At 36.8% G+C, this 18,722-nt stretch carries 18 protein-coding genes; 6 read left to right on the top strand and 12 right to left on the bottom strand.

Annotated features, from left to right (window positions below):
* Positions 1-11: 11 nt before the first annotated feature.
* The gene (pdxA, locus tag A0F92_RS13900) at positions 12-1,097 is read right to left on the bottom strand and encodes a 4-hydroxythreonine-4-phosphate dehydrogenase PdxA (RefSeq protein ID WP_068247485.1); all 1,086 of its coding nucleotides are present in this window, start codon (positions 1,095-1,097) and stop codon (positions 12-14) included.
* Between the two features lie 38 nt (positions 1,098-1,135).
* Here pdxA and rsmA point away from each other — a divergent pair, with 38 nt between their 5' ends.
* Both rsmA and A0F92_RS13910 read left to right on the top strand, forming a co-directional pair.
* A complete protein-coding gene (gene rsmA / locus A0F92_RS13905; RefSeq protein ID WP_253810493.1) occupies positions 1,136-1,966 on the top strand; it encodes a 16S rRNA (adenine(1518)-N(6)/adenine(1519)-N(6))-dimethyltransferase RsmA in 831 nt (276 codons plus the stop codon).
* Between the two features lie 38 nt (positions 1,967-2,004).
* The gene (locus A0F92_RS13910; RefSeq protein WP_068247489.1) at positions 2,005-2,943 is read left to right on the top strand and encodes an NAD(P)-dependent oxidoreductase; all 939 of its coding nucleotides are present in this window, start codon (positions 2,005-2,007) and stop codon (positions 2,941-2,943) included.
* Between the two features lie 4 nt (positions 2,944-2,947).
* Here the strand turns inward: A0F92_RS13910 and A0F92_RS13915 are convergent, their stop codons facing one another.
* The 3 genes from A0F92_RS13915 to A0F92_RS13925 form a co-directional block, all read right to left on the bottom strand.
* A complete protein-coding gene (locus A0F92_RS13915; RefSeq protein WP_253810495.1) occupies positions 2,948-3,115 on the bottom strand; it encodes a transcriptional regulator in 168 nt (55 codons plus the stop codon).
* 116 nt (positions 3,116-3,231) lie between these two features.
* Entirely contained in the window at positions 3,232-3,438 is a 207-nt protein-coding gene (locus A0F92_RS13920) for a hypothetical protein (RefSeq protein WP_068247491.1), read from the bottom strand.
* A 162-nt stretch (positions 3,439-3,600) separates the two neighbouring features.
* On the bottom strand, positions 3,601-4,062 hold the full coding sequence (locus tag A0F92_RS13925) for an RrF2 family transcriptional regulator (RefSeq protein WP_068247633.1): 462 nt from the start codon (positions 4,060-4,062) through the stop codon (positions 3,601-3,603).
* Positions 4,063-4,688: 626 nt separating this feature from the next.
* Between A0F92_RS13925 and A0F92_RS13935 the strand changes: the two genes are divergently transcribed.
* A complete protein-coding gene (locus tag A0F92_RS13935) occupies positions 4,689-7,031 on the top strand; it encodes a nitric-oxide reductase large subunit (protein ID WP_068247498.1) in 2,343 nt (780 codons plus the stop codon).
* An 82-nt stretch (positions 7,032-7,113) separates the two neighbouring features.
* Positions 7,114-7,485, top strand: a complete 372-nt coding sequence (locus tag A0F92_RS13940) for a putative zinc-binding protein (RefSeq protein WP_068247501.1) — start codon at positions 7,114-7,116, stop codon at positions 7,483-7,485.
* Positions 7,486-7,663: 178 nt separating this feature from the next.
* Here A0F92_RS13940 and A0F92_RS13945 read toward each other — a convergent pair whose 3' ends face one another.
* From A0F92_RS13945 to A0F92_RS13975, 8 genes are all read right to left on the bottom strand, one after another.
* Entirely contained in the window at positions 7,664-8,044 is a 381-nt protein-coding gene (locus A0F92_RS13945) for a hypothetical protein (protein WP_068247502.1), read from the bottom strand.
* A 19-nt stretch (positions 8,045-8,063) separates the two neighbouring features.
* Positions 8,064-8,192, bottom strand: a complete 129-nt coding sequence (locus A0F92_RS15940; RefSeq protein ID WP_262490042.1) for a hypothetical protein — start codon at positions 8,190-8,192, stop codon at positions 8,064-8,066.
* 309 nt (positions 8,193-8,501) lie between these two features.
* The gene (gene atpA, locus A0F92_RS13950) at positions 8,502-10,079 is read right to left on the bottom strand and encodes a F0F1 ATP synthase subunit alpha (protein WP_068247506.1); all 1,578 of its coding nucleotides are present in this window, start codon (positions 10,077-10,079) and stop codon (positions 8,502-8,504) included.
* Between the two features lie 47 nt (positions 10,080-10,126).
* Entirely contained in the window at positions 10,127-10,690 is a 564-nt protein-coding gene (gene atpH / locus A0F92_RS13955; RefSeq protein WP_068247509.1) for an ATP synthase F1 subunit delta, read from the bottom strand.
* A 31-nt stretch (positions 10,691-10,721) separates the two neighbouring features.
* On the bottom strand, positions 10,722-11,216 hold the full coding sequence (gene atpF / locus A0F92_RS13960; RefSeq protein WP_068247512.1) for a F0F1 ATP synthase subunit B: 495 nt from the start codon (positions 11,214-11,216) through the stop codon (positions 10,722-10,724).
* Between the two features lie 137 nt (positions 11,217-11,353).
* Complete coding sequence (atpE, locus tag A0F92_RS13965; protein ID WP_068247515.1) at positions 11,354-11,602, bottom strand: ATP synthase F0 subunit C; 249 nt, start codon at positions 11,600-11,602, stop codon at positions 11,354-11,356.
* Positions 11,603-11,633: 31 nt separating this feature from the next.
* Entirely contained in the window at positions 11,634-12,740 is a 1,107-nt protein-coding gene (atpB, locus tag A0F92_RS13970; RefSeq protein WP_068247517.1) for a F0F1 ATP synthase subunit A, read from the bottom strand.
* 83 nt (positions 12,741-12,823) lie between these two features.
* Positions 12,824-14,674 carry an ABC transporter ATP-binding protein gene (locus A0F92_RS13975; protein ID WP_068247520.1) on the bottom strand — a complete coding sequence of 617 codons (1,851 nt, stop codon included), beginning with the start codon at positions 14,672-14,674 and terminating at the stop codon, positions 12,824-12,826.
* Positions 14,675-14,800: 126 nt separating this feature from the next.
* Here A0F92_RS13975 and A0F92_RS13980 point away from each other — a divergent pair, with 126 nt between their 5' ends.
* Positions 14,801-17,074, top strand: a complete 2,274-nt coding sequence (locus tag A0F92_RS13980; protein ID WP_068247523.1) for a RelA/SpoT family protein — start codon at positions 14,801-14,803, stop codon at positions 17,072-17,074.
* 321 nt (positions 17,075-17,395) lie between these two features.
* The gene (locus A0F92_RS13985; RefSeq protein WP_068247526.1) at positions 17,396-18,658 is read left to right on the top strand and encodes an adenylosuccinate synthase; all 1,263 of its coding nucleotides are present in this window, start codon (positions 17,396-17,398) and stop codon (positions 18,656-18,658) included.
* The last annotated feature ends 64 nt before the right edge of the window (positions 18,659-18,722 follow it).

Consider the following 18,722-nt stretch of genomic DNA (forward strand, 5'->3'; position numbering starts at 1 on the left):
GTTGGTTAAAATTATTCTTCTACTTTTTCATCTACCGCATTGGCTAAAATTCGTGCGCTCATTTTTTTCATAGGATTAGCACGGGCATCTTTATAACCCTGTCTGGTTCTAATAATATCTACGGCTTCAAAAATGGCAGCAATAAATGAAGTATGGTCTGCTTTTCCTTTTCCTGCAATGTCAAATGCCGTACCGTGGTCGGGGCTTGTTCTTACGGCAGGTAATCCTGCTGTATAATTGATGCCTTCACCTAAGGCCAATGATTTAAAAGGGATCAGACCCTGATCGTGATACATGGCCAATACAGCATCAAACTGATTGTATTGCGCTCTTGCAAAAAATGCATCAGCACTATAAGGCCCAAAAACCAACATATTGTGTTTGGCATCTTTAATGGCAGGTTTTATAATGGTTTCCTCTTCTGTTCCTATTAAGCCTTCATCGCCTGCATGTGGATTTAAACCTAAAACAGCAATACGTGGCTTTTCTATTCCAAAATCAGTTTGTAGGCTTTGGTGTATAATTTTTATTTTTCTTAAAATATTTTCCCTGGTAATCAGTCCTGCAATTTCTTTTACGGGAATATGTTCTGTAACAACTGCCACACGCATATTTTCGGCAACCATTATCATTACTACATCATCTGCCTGAAACTGAGCTTTCAAATAAGGTGTATGCCCGGTATACTGAAAAGTTTCAGATTGTATATTTTGTTTATGAATGGGTGCAGTAACCAAGCCATGAATATTTCCCTCCTTCAATGCTTTAACCGCCATTTCAAGCGAACGTAAAGCATACTCGCCACCTGTGGCATTTAACACACCGGGTTGAATGGCCACTTCTTCTTCCCAACAACTGAATAAATTAACCTGCTTATGGCTTAATTTAGAAAAATCTTTGGTGCTATTGTAAGTAAAATTATAGTCTGGTAAACTTTTTCTGTAAAAATTAATACTCTTGTTGCCCGAAAAAACCACCGGAATACAGATATCAAGTATACGATGGTCAGATAGCGATTTAATAATTAATTCAATACCAATACCATTTAAATCGCCGGAAGTAATGCCTATAACAGGTTTTAGCAGTTCATTGCTCATAATACAACATTAAAAGGTAAAGTTAAGGAGAATAGTGTGTGAAAGTACCATACAAATACTTAACTGAAACAGAATATCAGCCTCTACAAATGGTTATTTTTGCAGCAATGGAATACCAATTAAAAAAATCGTTAGGTCAACATTTTTTAATCAATGAATCTATTTGTAAAAAAATAGCAGCGGCATTGCAGGAACTTCCGCTCAGCCATTTATTAGAAGTAGGCCCCGGAGGTGGCGCTTTAACCAAATATTTATTACAAATTCCCAATATTGATTTGAAGGCCGTTGAAATAGATACGGAAAAAGTTGCCTATCTGGAAAAAACATATCCAAATTTAAAAAATAATATTATCCATACCGATATGCTGGAAATGGATGCCCCATTTACCACCCATTTTACCGTAATTGGCAATTTTCCTTACAACATTTCTTCGCAAATTCTGTTTAAAATTTTAGAATGGAAAACACAGGTTCCATTTGTAATTGGTATGTTTCAAAAAGAAGTAGCACAGCGCTTAGCTGCCAAACCCAATAGTAAAGCCTATGGTATTTTAAGTGTATTAATACAAGCATTTTACAAAGTAGAATATTTGTTTGATGTGGAGCCAACTGCTTTTAAACCACCACCAAAAGTAATGAGCGGGGTTATCCAGCTAACAAAAAACGAGCATGTAGTACCCATGCATAGCGAGAAATACTTTTTTTTATTGGTGAAAACTGCATTTAACCAACGCAGAAAAATGTTACGCAATGCCGTAAAAAATTTATTTGAAGCAACAGTATTGCAAGATGAAATATTTAGTAAAAGGGCAGAACAATTAGGTGTAGATGATTTTGCAATGCTGACTTTTAAAATGAAATTAAATTAATAAAAAATAGTAGATGCCATTGCATCAATGTTTTGGACATGAAACAACAAGTTATTATTACTGCTAAATGCCACCCTGTTTTAATGGAAACATTTGAAGAAAAGGGCTTTGAAGTACTATACCAACCAGGTATACAATACAACGAACTGTTTGCAGTCATTGAAAATGCAACAGGATTGATTGTAACCACCAAGTTATTGATTGATAAAGCGATGCTGGATAAAGCCCGTAATTTAAAATGGATTGGCCGCTTAGGCAGTGGTATGGAAATGATAGATGTAGCTTATGCAGAAAGCAAAAACATTGCATGTGTAAGCAGTCCCGAAGGCAACAGAAATGCTGTGGCAGAACATGGCTTGGGTATGTTATTAAACTTAATGAATAACATTACCAAAAGCTATTTGGAAATAAAGGAAGGCAAATGGCTAAGAGATGCGAACCGTGGTGAAGAACTTTTTGGCAAAACAATCGGTATTATCGGGTTTGGAAATAACGGTAGCGCATTTGCGGAAATTTTAGCATCATTTAATGTTACCGTTTTGGCTTATGACAAATACAAATCTGATTTTGCAAAAGGATACATACATGAAGCAAACATTGAACAAATTCAACGCTATGCCGATGTAATTAGCCTGCATGTGCCACTTACATCAGAAACACGTCATTTGGCCAATACATCATTTTTCAATGCCTTGGAAAGAACACCTTATTTTCTGAACCTTTGCAGAGGAAAAGTAACTGATACCAATGCTTTAATCCATGCATTGAGCAATAAAAAAATTAAAGCTGCCGGTTTAGATGTATTAGAGAATGAACAGTTAGACAAATATACAACTGCTGAAAAGAAACAACTAAACTGGCTGTTAGACCAACCCAATGTATTGGTTACGCCGCATATTGCGGGCTACAGCCATGAGGCATTGTACAAAATGGCAAAAGTAGTATTAGAAAAATTAGGCTTTGCCTCGCAAAAATGATGGATTATTTTTTTTCGACATTTAAATATTCCTGCAACACTTTTACATAGGCTTCAAAGGCTTCAATACCTTTGGGAGTTATTTTACAAGTGGTTAAAGGATAATTATTACTGAATTTTTTTTCTACTTCTACATAGCCGGCTTCTTTTAATTTTTGAATTTTTACCGACAAGTTACCGCAGTTGCATTTGTTTTTTCTTTAATAAAAAAAATCAGCTTCCTGCACAGTAATTAACAAACTCATCATCGCAAGTCTTAATCGAGAATGTAATATTTGGATCCAACTCTTTAAACATGAATGGCCTGCTGCTTTAAATATCTATTACGCAATAATATTCCGGTAATTAACCAACTAAAAACAACTGCAATGGTTTGCAATAAAAAATCGAAAGTAGTATTTAAAAAACAGGAAGTCACAAAACAAACCATACAAAGCAAACCACCCAATAACATGGGCTTAAATTTTCTGATAAATCTTTCTTGGATTGGCTGCAAATGATTGCCATATTAATTACGCACAAATGCACCTCATTAAAAAACAGATGCTTCAAAAACAATACTATTAAACACAACAATTGGCAGCAAAAGCCTCATTATGGAAAAAATTAGAATGGGTTTTGATTGCTTTATTATTCAGTTCTGCTACAGAAATAACAGTTATTTTAACTTCAATTTCTGTTTATCCTTATTATTGATAAACACATCACCATTCTTTATATCATCTGCGAGTTGCTGAATAGTTTTAGTTTCAAATAATGCTATCAACTGTTCTTTTATTATTTTATATTTCGAATGCATAGGGCAAGGTTGTGTCTCAGAACATTTATCCAAACCTAACACACATTTATCCAGCACTTCATCTTCTCCCATTGCCTTAAGGATGGTGCGAACCGGCAGTTTTTTCGCTTTTTCAGTCATAAAAAATCCGCCGTTAGGTCCACTGACAGATCGGATGATTTTATTGTCCTTTCTAAGTGCCTGTAATATTTTAGCGGTAAATGATTGAGGCGCATCAATGGCCTTAGAAATTTCTCCAATTACGATTTTGTTTTCCACTGTGCCTTTTTGTGCAACGTATATCGTTGCTCTTAATGCATATTCTGTTGCTTTTGAAAACATGAAGTTGATTTTAAAAAGAAAATTACATTTTATTTTAGTAACTGCATAAAGTTGTGGTATCAATCCATCTTGCAACTTGCAAATGAATCTTTTGTTCCTACTAATTTTAGTTCAATCACTAGAGTAATAGATGGAAATATTCAAAATAAAATTTTTTTTGTAAATACATGTATTTTTTACAATGTATTAAATTTTTGGTATAATCAAATTTTTCTGAGAATGAATAGGAAGGTGCCTTGCTGTGTAATTTTTTAGATACCCCCAAGTTATGGTCAATCATCCTGAGAATAGATTCAGTTATCAATTGTTTTAGTTCCTTAAAATCAAAAACAAAGCCCGGTATCAGAATATACTCGTCTTTGGGTGAATTCCTTGAAACAGTAACCTACAATTTGTAAGAAAAGCAGTGCATATTTTTGCAGACGCCTGTATAATCATCAATGGCATGTTCCAGTGCGAAAAAAAATATTACAAATTTTATTAGTTGTAACATAATATATACCTGCCTGAGATACCAGTCCTCAAACACCGGATAGTTTTTAGTCGGCGCTTTTGAAAATAATAAATTCGAATAATTTAGGACAAATTTATCCTTAATTGCTATATTTGTCGATAAATATTTATTTATGGCAAAAAATAATTTCATCAGATACCTGCTTAATCCCAAAAACTGGTGGCTGCCATTACTAGTAATTTTTGTAATTAGTATAGCAGGCGTAACGATGATTGGGCTACATACTTACACAGAAGCACCCCCTATTCCAAACTATGTTTCAGCCAAGAATGAAACTGTTTTTTCAAAGGAGGATGTGTTAAAAGGTCAGGCATTATTTCAAAAATATGCACTGATGGAATATGGCAGTATGTTTGGTGATGGTGCCAACCGTGGCCCAGACTATACAGCAGAAGCCTTACATTATGTTTCACAATACATGAATGACTATTATCTATCCCGGTTGAAAGCCGGAGCAAATAGCAATTTGCTTAAAAAGGGGGTGGCAGAACAGGTAAAAGCAGAAATTAAAAGCAATCATTATAGTAAAGACAACAACAGTGTAACACTTTCCCATGCACAAGTTTTTGCAATCAGAGAATTAATAAAATATTACCACCAAAAATTCACAAACTCCTCTTCCTCCGGAGCATTTAAACCAGATGGTTACATTTCTGATGAAAATGAAATAAAGTCATTAACAGCCTTTTTCTTTTGGGGTTCATGGGTTTGTGGCGTAGAAAGGCCGGGAGAACATTACAGCTATACACATAACTGGCCTTACGATCCTGCAGCAGGAAATACACCGAGTGCTGCGATTATTTTATGGAGTATTATCGGTTCATTGGGGTTGATATTTGGGTTGGGCATCGTATTGTTTTATCATGGCAAGCTGGATAAGCTGGGTGATGATGTTTATACAAAAAAGGCAGAGCCTTTTATGACAAAAGGTGATATACAAAAGTTTCAACCGGATGCCATTCAAAAAAATACCTACAAATTTTTTTATGTTGCCATAATACTTTTTGCTGTACAGGTTTTGGCGGGTATTTTAACCGTACATGATTTTTTAGGTTTTATAAATTTTTTCGGATTCAATATTTCCGAAGCATTGCCAATTACTGTAACGAGAAGTTGGCATGTACAATTATCCATTCTATGGATATCAACCTGCTGGATTGGCGCGTCATTTTTTATGATGTCATTTGTATCACCCAATCAATCAAAAAAACAGGTTACACTTATTAATACTATTTTCTGGCTTACGGTATTGCTGGTGGCAGGTTCCTTTTTCGGTATGTTGCTTGGGCCGAAAGGTCTTGCCGGGAAAAACTGGTATTTGCTAGGAAACCAGGGATGGGAATATGTTGAACTTGGAAAATTATGGCAGATTATACTGGGTGTCGTATTCATTATCTGGGCAGTAACCATTTACAAAGGAATTAAACCTACTATGAAATTAAAGCAGCCATGGGCTTTACCTAACTGGTTAGTATATGCCACATTCAGTATAATTTTATTATTGATCTCCGGCTTTATTGCAACACCCAAAACCAATTTTGTGATTGCTGATTTCTGGAGATGGATGGTAGTGCACATGTGGGCCGAAGCTTTTTTTGAAGTGTTCACCACAGTGCTGATTGGGTACTTTATGGTATTGATGGGATTGGTAAGCAGGCAGGCTGTGATTCGTGTTATCTATTTAGCAACCTTATTATTTCTTGGTTCTGGTTTACTGGGTATTTCACATAATTTTTACTGGAATGCTAAGCCGGTTTTCACAATGGCTCTTGGCTCAGTGTTTTCAACATTGCAGGTAATACCTTTAGTGCTGCTCACATTAGAAGCATGGCGTTTCAGCAAACTCCCAAAACTGCTGGAAACGAATAATCGGATAAATGGAGATTTGAATAAATGTTTTGGATTTTCTGAAGTGTTCCTGTTTTTGGTAGCTGTTAATTTCTGGAATTTTTTTGGAGCAGGTGTTCTGGGATTTATTATCAATCTTCCTATTGCCAATTATTATGAGCATGGAACTTATTTAACCGTTAATCATGGCCATGCTGCATTAATGGGTGTTTATGGCAATCTTGCAGTAGCTGCTGTTTTATTTTGTTGCCAGTTATTATTTAAGGCCGATTGGTGGAAACCAAAACTTATTAAAACAATATTCTGGTCTATTAATATCGGTTTATCACTAATGGTATTACTTGATTTATTTCCTGCAGGTATTTACCAGTTTAAAACAGTAACAGAACAAGGACTATGGTATGCCCGTAGCAGTGCATTTATAGAAAGCAGTGGTTTTCAAGCGCTCACTTGGCTGCGTATTGTTGGTGGTTCCATTTTTACTCTAGGCGGCGTGATACCACTTGTTTGGTTTATAACCAGTAGAAGAAAAGGGTTAAAAAAAGATGAAAATAATAATACAATACAATCAAAAACTGATGAAAATATTGCAACGATATTGGCTTAATATTAAAATAATTAGTATCTGGTAATTGCATTTTTAATCGGACTTATGAAAAATTATCGCTTTAAAAAATATTTTTCGCACTATGAAAACAAGAACTGGTTATAAGCCACTGTTGTATTCCTGCTCTGGCTGTTCCAGTGCTGCGCAAATGGCAAATTATATTGCTGTTCAGCTTGACAGGATGAATATTGCAGAAATGTCATGCATTGCCGGAGTTGGAGGTAACGTAAAGAATCTTGTACGTACAGCTACTTCCGGAAGAAAAATTATTGTAATAGATGGTTCCCAACTGGCATGCTCAAAAGCATGTTTGGGTAATCATTCAGTAACGCCTGATGTCCACATCGATTTGTCCTGCATGGGCGTTCCCAAAAAGTTACATGAAGATTTTGATATGAAAGATGCTAACGAAATTTTAAAACAAATTGAAATTCTCATCCATAAACAACAGTAAATTATTCTTGTGAAAAATAAATAAACAGTATCTGTTTTTTGAAATTCACTTAAAAATCAACTGCTTGTGAAAGCTGGAGTAAAATCATAAAAGAAGTAACGCTTAAAAAGTAATTAGAGGAAATACTGATGATAATACCTGCCCGTAAATAGCCGAATAACCGCCGGTGCTGAATATATTACCTTGAAATAAAGAAGGTGCAAAACGCTCTCTGCCGGCAATACCCGGTGAGCTGGCATAATAGGGGGTTGTTCACCACAAAACCATCTATGATTTGCGTGGTTTCAGAGCCTTCGCCACCCTGTACAAAAAGGCCTTCCTGTTCGTCTACCTGTTGGGCAACCGGCAATGTTTTAATGGCTGCCGTAACATCGGCATTGACACCGCCCGTAGTGTACATATCCAACGCACTTAATACAGTTGCCACCCGCTTTTTATCGCCGGCAGCAAAACTACCTGCTGTAACAGAAACTGCTTTTACTTCTTCTTTCAAAACAAAAACCACAGCAAAGGCATTTTTGGCAATAACAATTTTTTCTTCTTTCAATCCATAACCCATTATTTCGGCCTGTAAAATTTTATCTTCTTTTTCGAAGGTTTGGAACGAAAATTGTTCCAGACTGTCTGTCTGTTACAACACCATCGTAGGTTTGCAATAAAGTAATGCCTACACCATGAATGGGTTTACCTTTCACATCTTTCACCAAACCCGAAGTTTTTGTTTGGCTGTTGGTTGCTGCCCATAGCCAAAAATGCTATGAAAAATGCAATAATTTGTTTCATATACTCAATTTAAAAACACAAGCATAAAGTAGTTTACTTTATGCACTAAACTATTTTATAAAAAGTTGATTCTATGGTTTAAAATACTCCTTTTGTATGATGGAAAGAACAGGGATGGAAGCAGGTGAAATGATATAACTTATTGTGATAGAGCCGGTTGCTTGCTATTGTTTGTAGTAAAAATAAAAACCCCGGTAATAAATCCGGGGTTTTCAAAGTACTAATATGATTGATTATTTATACTGTGGATATAAACCTGCAGCTAAATCTGTCATTTTCTTTAAACTTTCATCATTCAATTGGCCTTTTTTAAATTCGGCTAATACATCGGGTAATTTTGTTTCCATTTCTAAAAGGAAATGGGCTTCAAATGCCTTCACCTTGCTTACAGCCACATCACGCAATAAACCCTGAGTACCCAAATAAATAATGGCTACCTGTTTTTCAACACTCATTGGGCTATACTGTGGTTGTTTTAGTATTTCTACGTTACGAGCACCTTTATCAATTACCGATTTTGTAGCAGCATCCAAATCACCACCAAATTTAGAAAAGGCTTCCAATTCGCGGTACAAAGCTTGGTCTAATTTTAAGGTACCGGCCACTTTTTTCATGGATTTAATTTGGGCATTACCACCTACCCTACTTACAGAAATACCTACGTTAATAGCAGGGCGAATACCGGCGTTAAACAAGTTACCTTCTAAGAAAATCTGACCATCAGTAATCGAAATAACATTGGTTGGAATATAAGCAGATACATCACCAGCCTGTGTTTCAATAATGGGTAATGCAGTTAAGCTACCACCGCCTTTTACTAAGTGTTTAATAGACTCAGGTAGGTCGTTCATATTTTTTGCCACATCATCGTTAGAAATAACCTTAGCAGCTCTTTCTAATAAACGGCTGTGTAAATAGAATACATCACCTGGATAAGCCTCACGACCTGGAGGTCTGCGCAACAATAACGATACTTCACGGTAAGCTACAGCTTGTTTAGATAAATCATCATAAATAATTAAAGCAGGCCTTCCAGTATCGCGGAAAAATTCACCAATAGCAGCACCAGCAAATGGAGCATAGAACTGTAATGGAGCCGGATCAGAAGCAGAAGCAGATACAATGGTTGTATAAGCCATTGCACCATTATCTTCCAATGTTTTCATAACACCGGCAACAGTAGAAGCTTTTTGGCCTACAGCTACATAAATACAATATACCGGGCTTCCGGCTTCATAAAATTCTTTTTGATTGATGATGGTATCAACAGCAATAGCAGTTTTACCGGTTTGGCGGTCGCCAATAATCAATTCACGCTGGCCACGACCAATCGGGATCATGGCATCAATCGCTTTAATACCGGTTTGTAAAGGTTCTTTTACAGGTTCGCGGAAAATAACGCCTGGGGCTTTACGTTCCAGTGGCATTTCATACAATTCTCCTTTAATAGGGCCTTTGCCATCAATAGGTTCTCCAAGGGTATTTAATACACGGCCCACCATTCCATCGCCCACTTTAATGGAGGCAATTTGTCCGGTTCTTTTTACTTTGGCACCTTCTTTAATACCTTCGCTTTCACCCATTAATACCACCCCTACATTATCTTCTTCCAGGTTAAGTGCAATGGCTTTTACGCCATTATCAAATTCTACCAGTTCACCTGAACGCACATTGTTAAGGCCATAAACACGGGCAATACCATCACCCACTTGTAAAACAGTACCCACTTCTTCCAATTCAGCCGATACATTGAAATTACTCAACTGTTGCCTGAGTATGGCTGAAATTTCATCTGGTTTAATGTCTACCATATTGTTGATTTTATGCTATGATTATAATTGTAAAAAGTTAATGCAGTTTATCGTATTTGTTGCACATATAAATTTTGCTGAAACTGTTTTTTGATATCTTTTAAATCGCGTAATACACTGGCATCCACCAAATTGTTTTGAAAACTCAATACAAACCCACCAATTAAACTTTTATCTACTTTAGTTTCCAACTGTATTTTATCAAATCCACGTGCTGTTTTTACTTTGGTTTCAATAGCATTTTTTAAACTGTCTGAAACCGGAACCGCCGTGGTTAATGTAACAATATGAATGCCTTTTAATTCGTTATAATGATCAATAAAAGCATTGGCTATTTCGGGTAATACATTTTCTCTGCCTTTTTTAACCAACAGTTCAAGATACAATGCCGTTAATGCGCTGATAGATTTACCGGTAACAGCTTTAATGATGGCATTCTTTTTATCGGAAGTAACTACCGGACTTTCCAATAAATTTACAAATTCCCTGCTGGCCTTACAAACAGCTTGCAGGTATTGCATATCCGCCATAATTTTTTCCAGCTCATTTCTTTCAATGCTGATGTCAATCAGGCTTTTGGCATACCGGTTTGCTAAACGGGGATTATTCATTATCAATAATTATAATTACCTTGAAATAGAATTAATTTAATGGAACAGCATTCACCAATGTTTGAATATATTTTTCCTGTTCTGCTTTACTGCTGAGTTCTCTGTGTAATATTTTTTCACTTACTTCAATTACCAAAGCGCCCACCTGATTTTTTACATCAGTTAAAGCAGCATTCTTTTGTTGCAAAATAGCCGTTTGTGCATCGGCAACAATACGTTCATATTCCTGTTTGGCTTTCTCTTTGGCTTCGGCAATCATTTTATCTGATTGTTCTTTGGCTTCTTTTAAAATCACAGCACGCTCTTCTCTTGCTTTTGCCATTAATGCTTCATTCTCATTTTTCAACGCAGCCATTTCTGCTTTTATTTTTTCTGCAGAAGCAATAGCATTGGCAATACCGATTTCTCTTTCTTTCAAAGTGAAAAGAATGGGCTTCCAGGCATATTTACGCAGCACAATTAAAACAACAATAAAGGCAATAAATGTCCAGAATATTAAACCTAAAGCGGGTGTTAACAATTGCATATATTCAATTTCTATTTTATAACAAAAAACTATTTTTTCAGAAAGCAACAATCATCTGTATACTGTTTTAGAATCAACTGCATTCGCAGCCCTTTGCTTTGAATGCAGTTGAGATAATGTTTCTTTTACAAGAACAATTACTTGATGAAGATGGCCAATACGGCTGCAATTACGGCAAACAAAGCCACACCCTCTACGAAGGCTGCAGTTAAAATCATGTTTGCACGAATTTCATTAGCTGCTTCAGGCTGGCGGGCAATACTTTCTACTGCGCCTTTACCAATTTGGCCAATACCAATACCTGCACCAATTGCAGCTAAACCTGCACCAATTGCAGCACCCATGTTGGAAATGCTACCATCTAACAAAACACTCATTAAAGACATACTGTGTTGGTTTTTGTGATTAAAAAAATTTTTATATCATTACTGCATCATCATGATGGCTGTGTGTATCTTCAATAGCCTGACCAATAAATACTGCGGTAAGGTTGGTAAAGATAAATGCCTGAATGAATGCAACTAATATTTCAATGAAATAAATAAAAATGGTAAAAGCCAGTGAAACAGGAGCAAATCCTAAACCGGCGCCAACACTTAATTTCGAGAAAATAAAAATCATTAAAATTAAGCAGGTAATAATCATGTGCCCGGCTACCATATTGGCAAACAAACGCACAATTAATGCAAACGGCTTGGTAAATACACTTAAAATTTCAACCGGAATTAAAATAAATTTTACAAAAACAGGCACTCCCGGCGGATTAAAGATATGTGCCCAGTAGTGTTTATTAGCACTAAATAATATTACTACAAAACTGATAATGCCCAACGTAAATGTAAATGCAATATTTCCTGTTACATTAGCCGAACCGGGTATTAACCCAAATAAAGTAGATATTAAAATGAAGAAGAAAATGGTTAACAGCAATGGCATGTATTTTTCGTACTTACTGCCCAAATAGCTTTTACCCACTTCATCTCGAATAAAGGTAATGACCGGTTCTATGGCATTTTGGAAACCGGAAGGTGCTTTGGAAGCACCTTCTTTGGTATATTTCTTGGCAACATTAATCAGTACAATCACCAATACCAGCAAGCCCAACAACATTTGCACTACATTTCTGGTAAGGGATAAATCATACACTTTTACAGAAGCATCGGGTTCCCCGGATTCATTTACTGCAACAATGTTTCCTTCTTCTAATTTGTAACCTTTATAAATGGCATGCCCATGTTCAAATTTAGATGACATGAAAACAGACAATCCTCTTTGTGGAGAATACACAATAACTGGTAATGGTAAAGCGATGGGATGCCCATTCCATTCAGCAAAATGAAAATCATGGTTATCCATAATATGCTCCATAATCACTTCACCCGGATTAAATTCTTCTCCGCTTTTTCCATGCACGGTATCTGCTACCATATTTTCAGCAACCTGTGCTTTGCTATGTATAGAAATTGAGCAAAAAAACAGGCTAAAAGCCACAACCAGCAAAGATTTCAGGTATTTCAGGGCCATAAATTTGTTCAAATTTGCGGCAAAGATAGGGGGATGGCTCTAAAAAATAGTTTGAACCTGAATTTTTGATTAAAAAAAAGTTATCAAGAACCGGCCGATATAGTGTGATGGGCATGTTTTTCAAATTGCATTTCATACAATCGGGCATAAAACCCCCCGTTGGCCAATAATTGCTGATGGGTACCTATTTCTTTGATAACTCCTTTGTCTAATACTATAATTTTATGTGCTTTTCGGATGGTAGACAGTCTGTGTGCTATAATAATGGAAGTTCGGCCCGAAATAAGGGTATCAATAGCTTTTTGAATGAGTTGTTCACTTTCACTGTCAATAGATGAAGTGGCTTCATCCAATATTAATATGGCTGGGTTGTACAACAATGCCCGGATAAAGGAAAAAATTTGGCGTTGCCCCAAACTAAGGGTATTCCCTCTCTCCCGCACGTCAAAATCATACCCACCGGGTAAACGCATAATAAAATCATGCACATCCATCATTTTGGCCGCAGCTATTACCTGCTCCTTGGTTATTTCCGGATTTCGAAGGGTAATATTATCAATAATGGAACCCGAAAACAAAAACACATCCTGTAATACCACACCAATATGCTTGCGCAACGCTTCTGTGGTATAATCTTCAATTTTTACACCATCAATTAAAATACTCCCTTTTTGAATATGATACAGCCTGTTAATCAGGCTGGCAATAGAGGTTTTACCACTTCCGGTATGGCCAACAATGGCAACCGTTTCACCGGCATTAATAGAAAAATTAATATCTTTTAAAACATATTGTTCCGCTACATAAGCAAACCAAACATGGTTAAATGCAATTTTACCTTTAATGGCATCAGGTGCAAACTGACCGGCATTATTGGTAACATCCGGATTATCCAATACTTTAAACACCCGTTCGGCAGCCACCATGCCCATTTGCAATACATTAAATTTATCTGCAATTACACGGAGTGGTCTGAAAATCTGGTTCATAAACAGAATAAAGGCCACAATTTTTCCTGAAAAATTAATGGGAGCACCACCACCCAGTAAAATAGCCTGATTGGCAACCCACCAAATAATCAGCGCTGTACTTAATGCCAGTACAATTTCTACAATGGGGAAAAATATACTATAAGCAAAAATGGCTTTAATATTGGCATTTCGGTGTTCTCGATTGATATTCTGAAATTTTTCAAATTCTTTGTCTTCCACGGCAAAAGCCTGTACCACCTGCATACCTGTAATATGTTCCTGAACAAATGCATTCAACGCAGCCACTGCATTTCTAACCTTTATAAAACTTTTATTTACTGCCTCTTTAAAATAATAAGTAGCAATAATTAACACCGGAAATGGAATTAAGGCAATCAGGGTAAGGCGCCAGTCAATCCAAAACATAGTGGCCAGTGTAATAATAATGGTCAACAAATCGGCTACAATTGGAATTAAGCCATCGCTAAAAATATCATTAATACTTTCAATATCGTTAATGGTGCGGGTAGTTAAGGTACCAATGGGTGTTTTATCGAACTGTGAAAGATTGAGGTGCAATATTTTATTGTATACCGTTACTCTTAAATCTTTTACCACGTGCTGGCCTAACCAGGCTGTTAAAAAAGTAAACGTAAACCGAACCAGGGTTTCAATCATTAAAAAAACAAGTTGAAAAATAGTAATGGCAATAATAAACGCTGTAACGGTTTGCAAAGCCGTATTTTCGGTAAACAGATGCACCCATTTCGGAATCGGGGGATGTTTCCCGGTTACTTCATCCACCGTTAACTGAATTAAATAGGGCCTTACCGGCGCAAAAAATGCCATTACAATGGCTAAAACAATACTGCCATAAAACACAGAACGATAAGGCTTTACAAAATGCAAAACTCTTTGAAGCAGCGAAAAATTAATAAAACTTTTTTTATAATCAGATGCCATGTTGTTGGCAAAATTAACAATATTCAGGCGGGTATGTTATATGAAATGAAAAATTAACGGAGCCAACTGCTAAAATGCCAGTTGGTCAAGCCTTAGGCAGCAGAATATCATTAATTTTGTATTGTTATGGAGAATGAGCAAGTAATAGAATCAACTATATCAGAAAATCAATTGCCGGCCTACACTTTAACCGAAGATCAGGAAAAGAAAGAAATTTTGCACCGTTACAGGGCATTGCTCAAAAGCCTGCGCCCAAAATTAAAAAGAGGCGATAAAGAATTAGTAAGGCATGCTTTTGAGATGGCAGCCGAAGCACATAAAACTATGCGCCGCAAAAGCGGAGAACCTTATATTTTACACCCCATTGCTGTAGCAATGATTTGTGTGGAAGAAATTGGACTGGGGGTAAGAAGTACCATTTGCTCATTGTTACACGATACCGTGGAAGATACCGACATTACCTTAGATGATATTGAAAGGGAATTTGGAAGTGAAATTGCCAGAATAGTAGATGGGCTTACCAAAATAGCCACGGTAATGGATGCCAACACATCGCAACAAGCCGAAAATTTTAAAAAGATTTTATTAACCCTTACCGATGACCCGAGGGTTATTTTAATTAAACTGGCCGATCGCCTGCACAACATGCGCACATTAGATAGTATGAAGCGGGAAAAGCAGTTAAAAATCTCATCTGAAACCATTTGGGTTTATGCCCCATTAGCCCACAGAATGGGCCTTTACAATATTAAAACAGAAATGGAAGATCTGGCCATGAAATACATGGAACCGGAAGCCTATAAAGAAATTGCCAGAAAATTATCTGAAACCAAACGCGAACGCACCCGGTACATCAATGAATTTATTAAACCTATTAAAGAAAAACTGCAAAAATTAGGTTTCGATTTTGAAATACAGGGTCGCCCAAAAAGCATTCATTCTATCTGGAATAAAATAAAGAAAAAAGGCGTAAGCTTTGAAGAGGTGTATGATTTATTCGCCATTCGTGTAATTTTAAATTCGCCCACCGATAGAGAAAAAGAAGATTGCTGGAAAGTATATTCCATTATTACCGATGCATATACCCCATCGCCCGAACGATTAAGAGACTGGCTTAGTAACCCAAAAAGCAATGGATATGAGGCACTGCATACTACTGTAATGGGACCACATGGCAAATGGGTAGAAGTGCAAATACGCACCAAACGTATGAACGAAATTGCCGAGAAAGGATTGGCGGCACACTACAAATACAAAGAAGAAAAAACCGACGAAGACCGTTTTGATAAATGGTTCGGACAAATCAGAGAAGTGCTGTCGCAGGAAGATACCGATGGTGTTGATTTTTTACAGGATTTCAAAACATCTTTCTTAGCTGAAGAAATTTATGTATACACACCCAAAGGCGATGTAAAAATGATGCCCACCGACAGCACGGCGCTCGATTTTGCATTTGCCATACACTCTGCAGTTGGCTCAAAATGTATTGGTGCCAAAGTGAACCACAAATTGGTACCCATTAGCCATAAACTGCACAGCGGCGATCAGGTAGAAATTATTACCAGCAATAAACAAAAGCCATCTGAAGACTGGCTGAACATGGTGGTAACCGCCAAGGCAAAAGCAAAAATTAAAGATGCCCTGAGGGAAGAAAAAAGAAAAATTGCAGATGAAGGAAAATATACCCTGCAACGCAAATTAGAAAATCTGGGTGCAGCCTATAATAGTGCCAATATTGATGAGTTGGTTCATTTTTATAAACTACCCTCCTCATTAGATCTTTTATATAAAATTGCCGTAAAACAAATTGATTTAAGAGAGTTAAAAGAATTTCATGTACTGGGCGATAAATTAGAAGCTCCCAAGCCTAAAATTATTTTACCTGCCGAAACACCACATGAAGTTCCGCATCAAAAAACCTACAGTAAAAAAGACAGCGAACTGATTATTTTTGGCGAAAGCAGCGATAAAATTATGTACTCCTTAGCCAAATGCTGCAACCCCATTCCGGGCGATGATGTGTTTGGATTTGTGAGCACCGGCAAAGGCTTAATTATACACCGCACCAACTGCCCCAATGCTGCGCAATTGTTGGCCAACTATGGGCACCGCGTAGTAAAAACCAAATGGGCAAAAAACAAAGAAATATCATTCCTTACCGGTTTAAAAATTGTGGGGTTAGACGATGTGGGTGTAATCAATAAAATAACCAATATCATTAGCGGCGATTTAAGGATTAATATTGCAGCACTCACCATTGAATCGGCCGAAGGTTTATTTCAGGGAACGGTAAAAGTGTTTGTGCATGATAAAGAAGAATTGGAAGAATTAGTGAAACGCTTAAAACAATTGCAGGGCATTCAAAGTATTGACCGGTTTGATACGGAAGATGCCAAATAAAATTTCATTGACTGAAAATCTGCTCATTGCTTCCATAAATGTTCAGGGTAAAATTCAATAATTTCCGGTACAGACATGCCAAATATTTGTGCAAGTTCAGATAATCTTTCCAGTGTTATGGCCGTATGCCCATTCTCCATATTACACAATTACTGACACTCATATTTCACTGTGCTGCCACATATTTTTGAGGAAATCCTTTTATGAAGTTTCAAAGCATGACTTCCATTAGAAGTATTTCCCAAAAAATATTTAATCTACTTCTTTCCCCTATTCATAGCATCCATCGCTTACATTTGCGGCATCATAAAACTGTAAAAAATGGTTGACGTAATTTTAGGTTTACAATGGGGCGATGAAGGCAAAGGAAAAATTGTAGATTATTTTGCGCCACATTATGATGTGGTAGCCCGTTTTCAGGGCGGCCCAAATGCCGGCCACACTTTGTATGTAAATGGCAAAAAAGTAGTTCTACACCAAATTCCATCGGGTATTTTTCACCAAAATGCAGTGAACATCATTGGCAATGGTGTGGTTTTAGACCCCGTTATTCTTAAAAAAGAATGTGATATAGTGGCCTCGTTTGGAATTGATTACAGAAAAAATTTATTTATATCGCAACGCACCAACTTAATCCTTCCTACACATCGTGCGCTAGACAAAGCCAGTGAAATGCAAAAAGGCGATAGCAAAATTGGCTCCACCTTAAAAGGCATTGGCCCTGCATATATGGATAAAACAGGAAGAAATGCCATAAGAGTGGGCGATTTATTCCACAAAAATTTTACTAGTCAATACATTAAACTCCGACTGAAACATCAAAAACTGTTAGATAATTTTAATTTTAACGAAGATATTTCAGCCTGGGAAGAAGAATTTTTTGAGGCACTTGAATTTTTAAAAACACTGAATATTGTAAATGGCGAATACTTTATTAACCATCAAATAGCACAAGGAAAAAAAGTACTGGCAGAAGGCGCCCAGGGTAGTATGTTGGATATTGATTTTGGCACCTTTCCATTTGTAACTTCATCCAGCACCATTTCTGCCGGCGTTTGTACCGGATTGGGCGTAGCACCCCGCCAAATTAATGAGGTGTATGGTGTAACAAAAGCCTATTGTACCAGAGTAGGAAGCGGGCCCTTCCCCACCGAATTACAAGATGAAAATGGTGAACTGTTAAGAAAAATAGGCAACGAGTTTGGCGCTACTACCGGCAGGCCACGCCGCTGCGGCTGGATTGATCTGGTTGCCCTGCGCTATGCATGCATGATTAATGGTGTTACAAAAGTGGTAATGACCAAATCAGATGTACTGGATAGTTTTACTGATTTACAAGCCTGTACTGCTTATGAAATAAATGGCAAACAAACGGATGAAGTACCTTTTCAAATGATGCAGGAACAAATTACCCCGCTGTATCGCCATTTTAAAGGTTGGAACACCAATATTACAAAAATGAAGGATGCAGCAGCTTTACCAGAAAATATGTCTACCTACATTGCGTTTATCAATCAGTATATTGGAGCACCGGTTAAATTTGTTTCAAATGGCCCTGAACGTGAACAAATTATAACTCTGTAAAAAAACAAAAAAAAATTTGGTTGGTATAAAATTGATTTGAAATTTTACAGCAATTAATAATCTT

This window comes from Hydrotalea flava (assembly GCF_001623405.1).
GTDB classification, from domain to species: domain Bacteria; phylum Bacteroidota; class Bacteroidia; order Chitinophagales; family Chitinophagaceae; genus Hydrotalea; species Hydrotalea flava.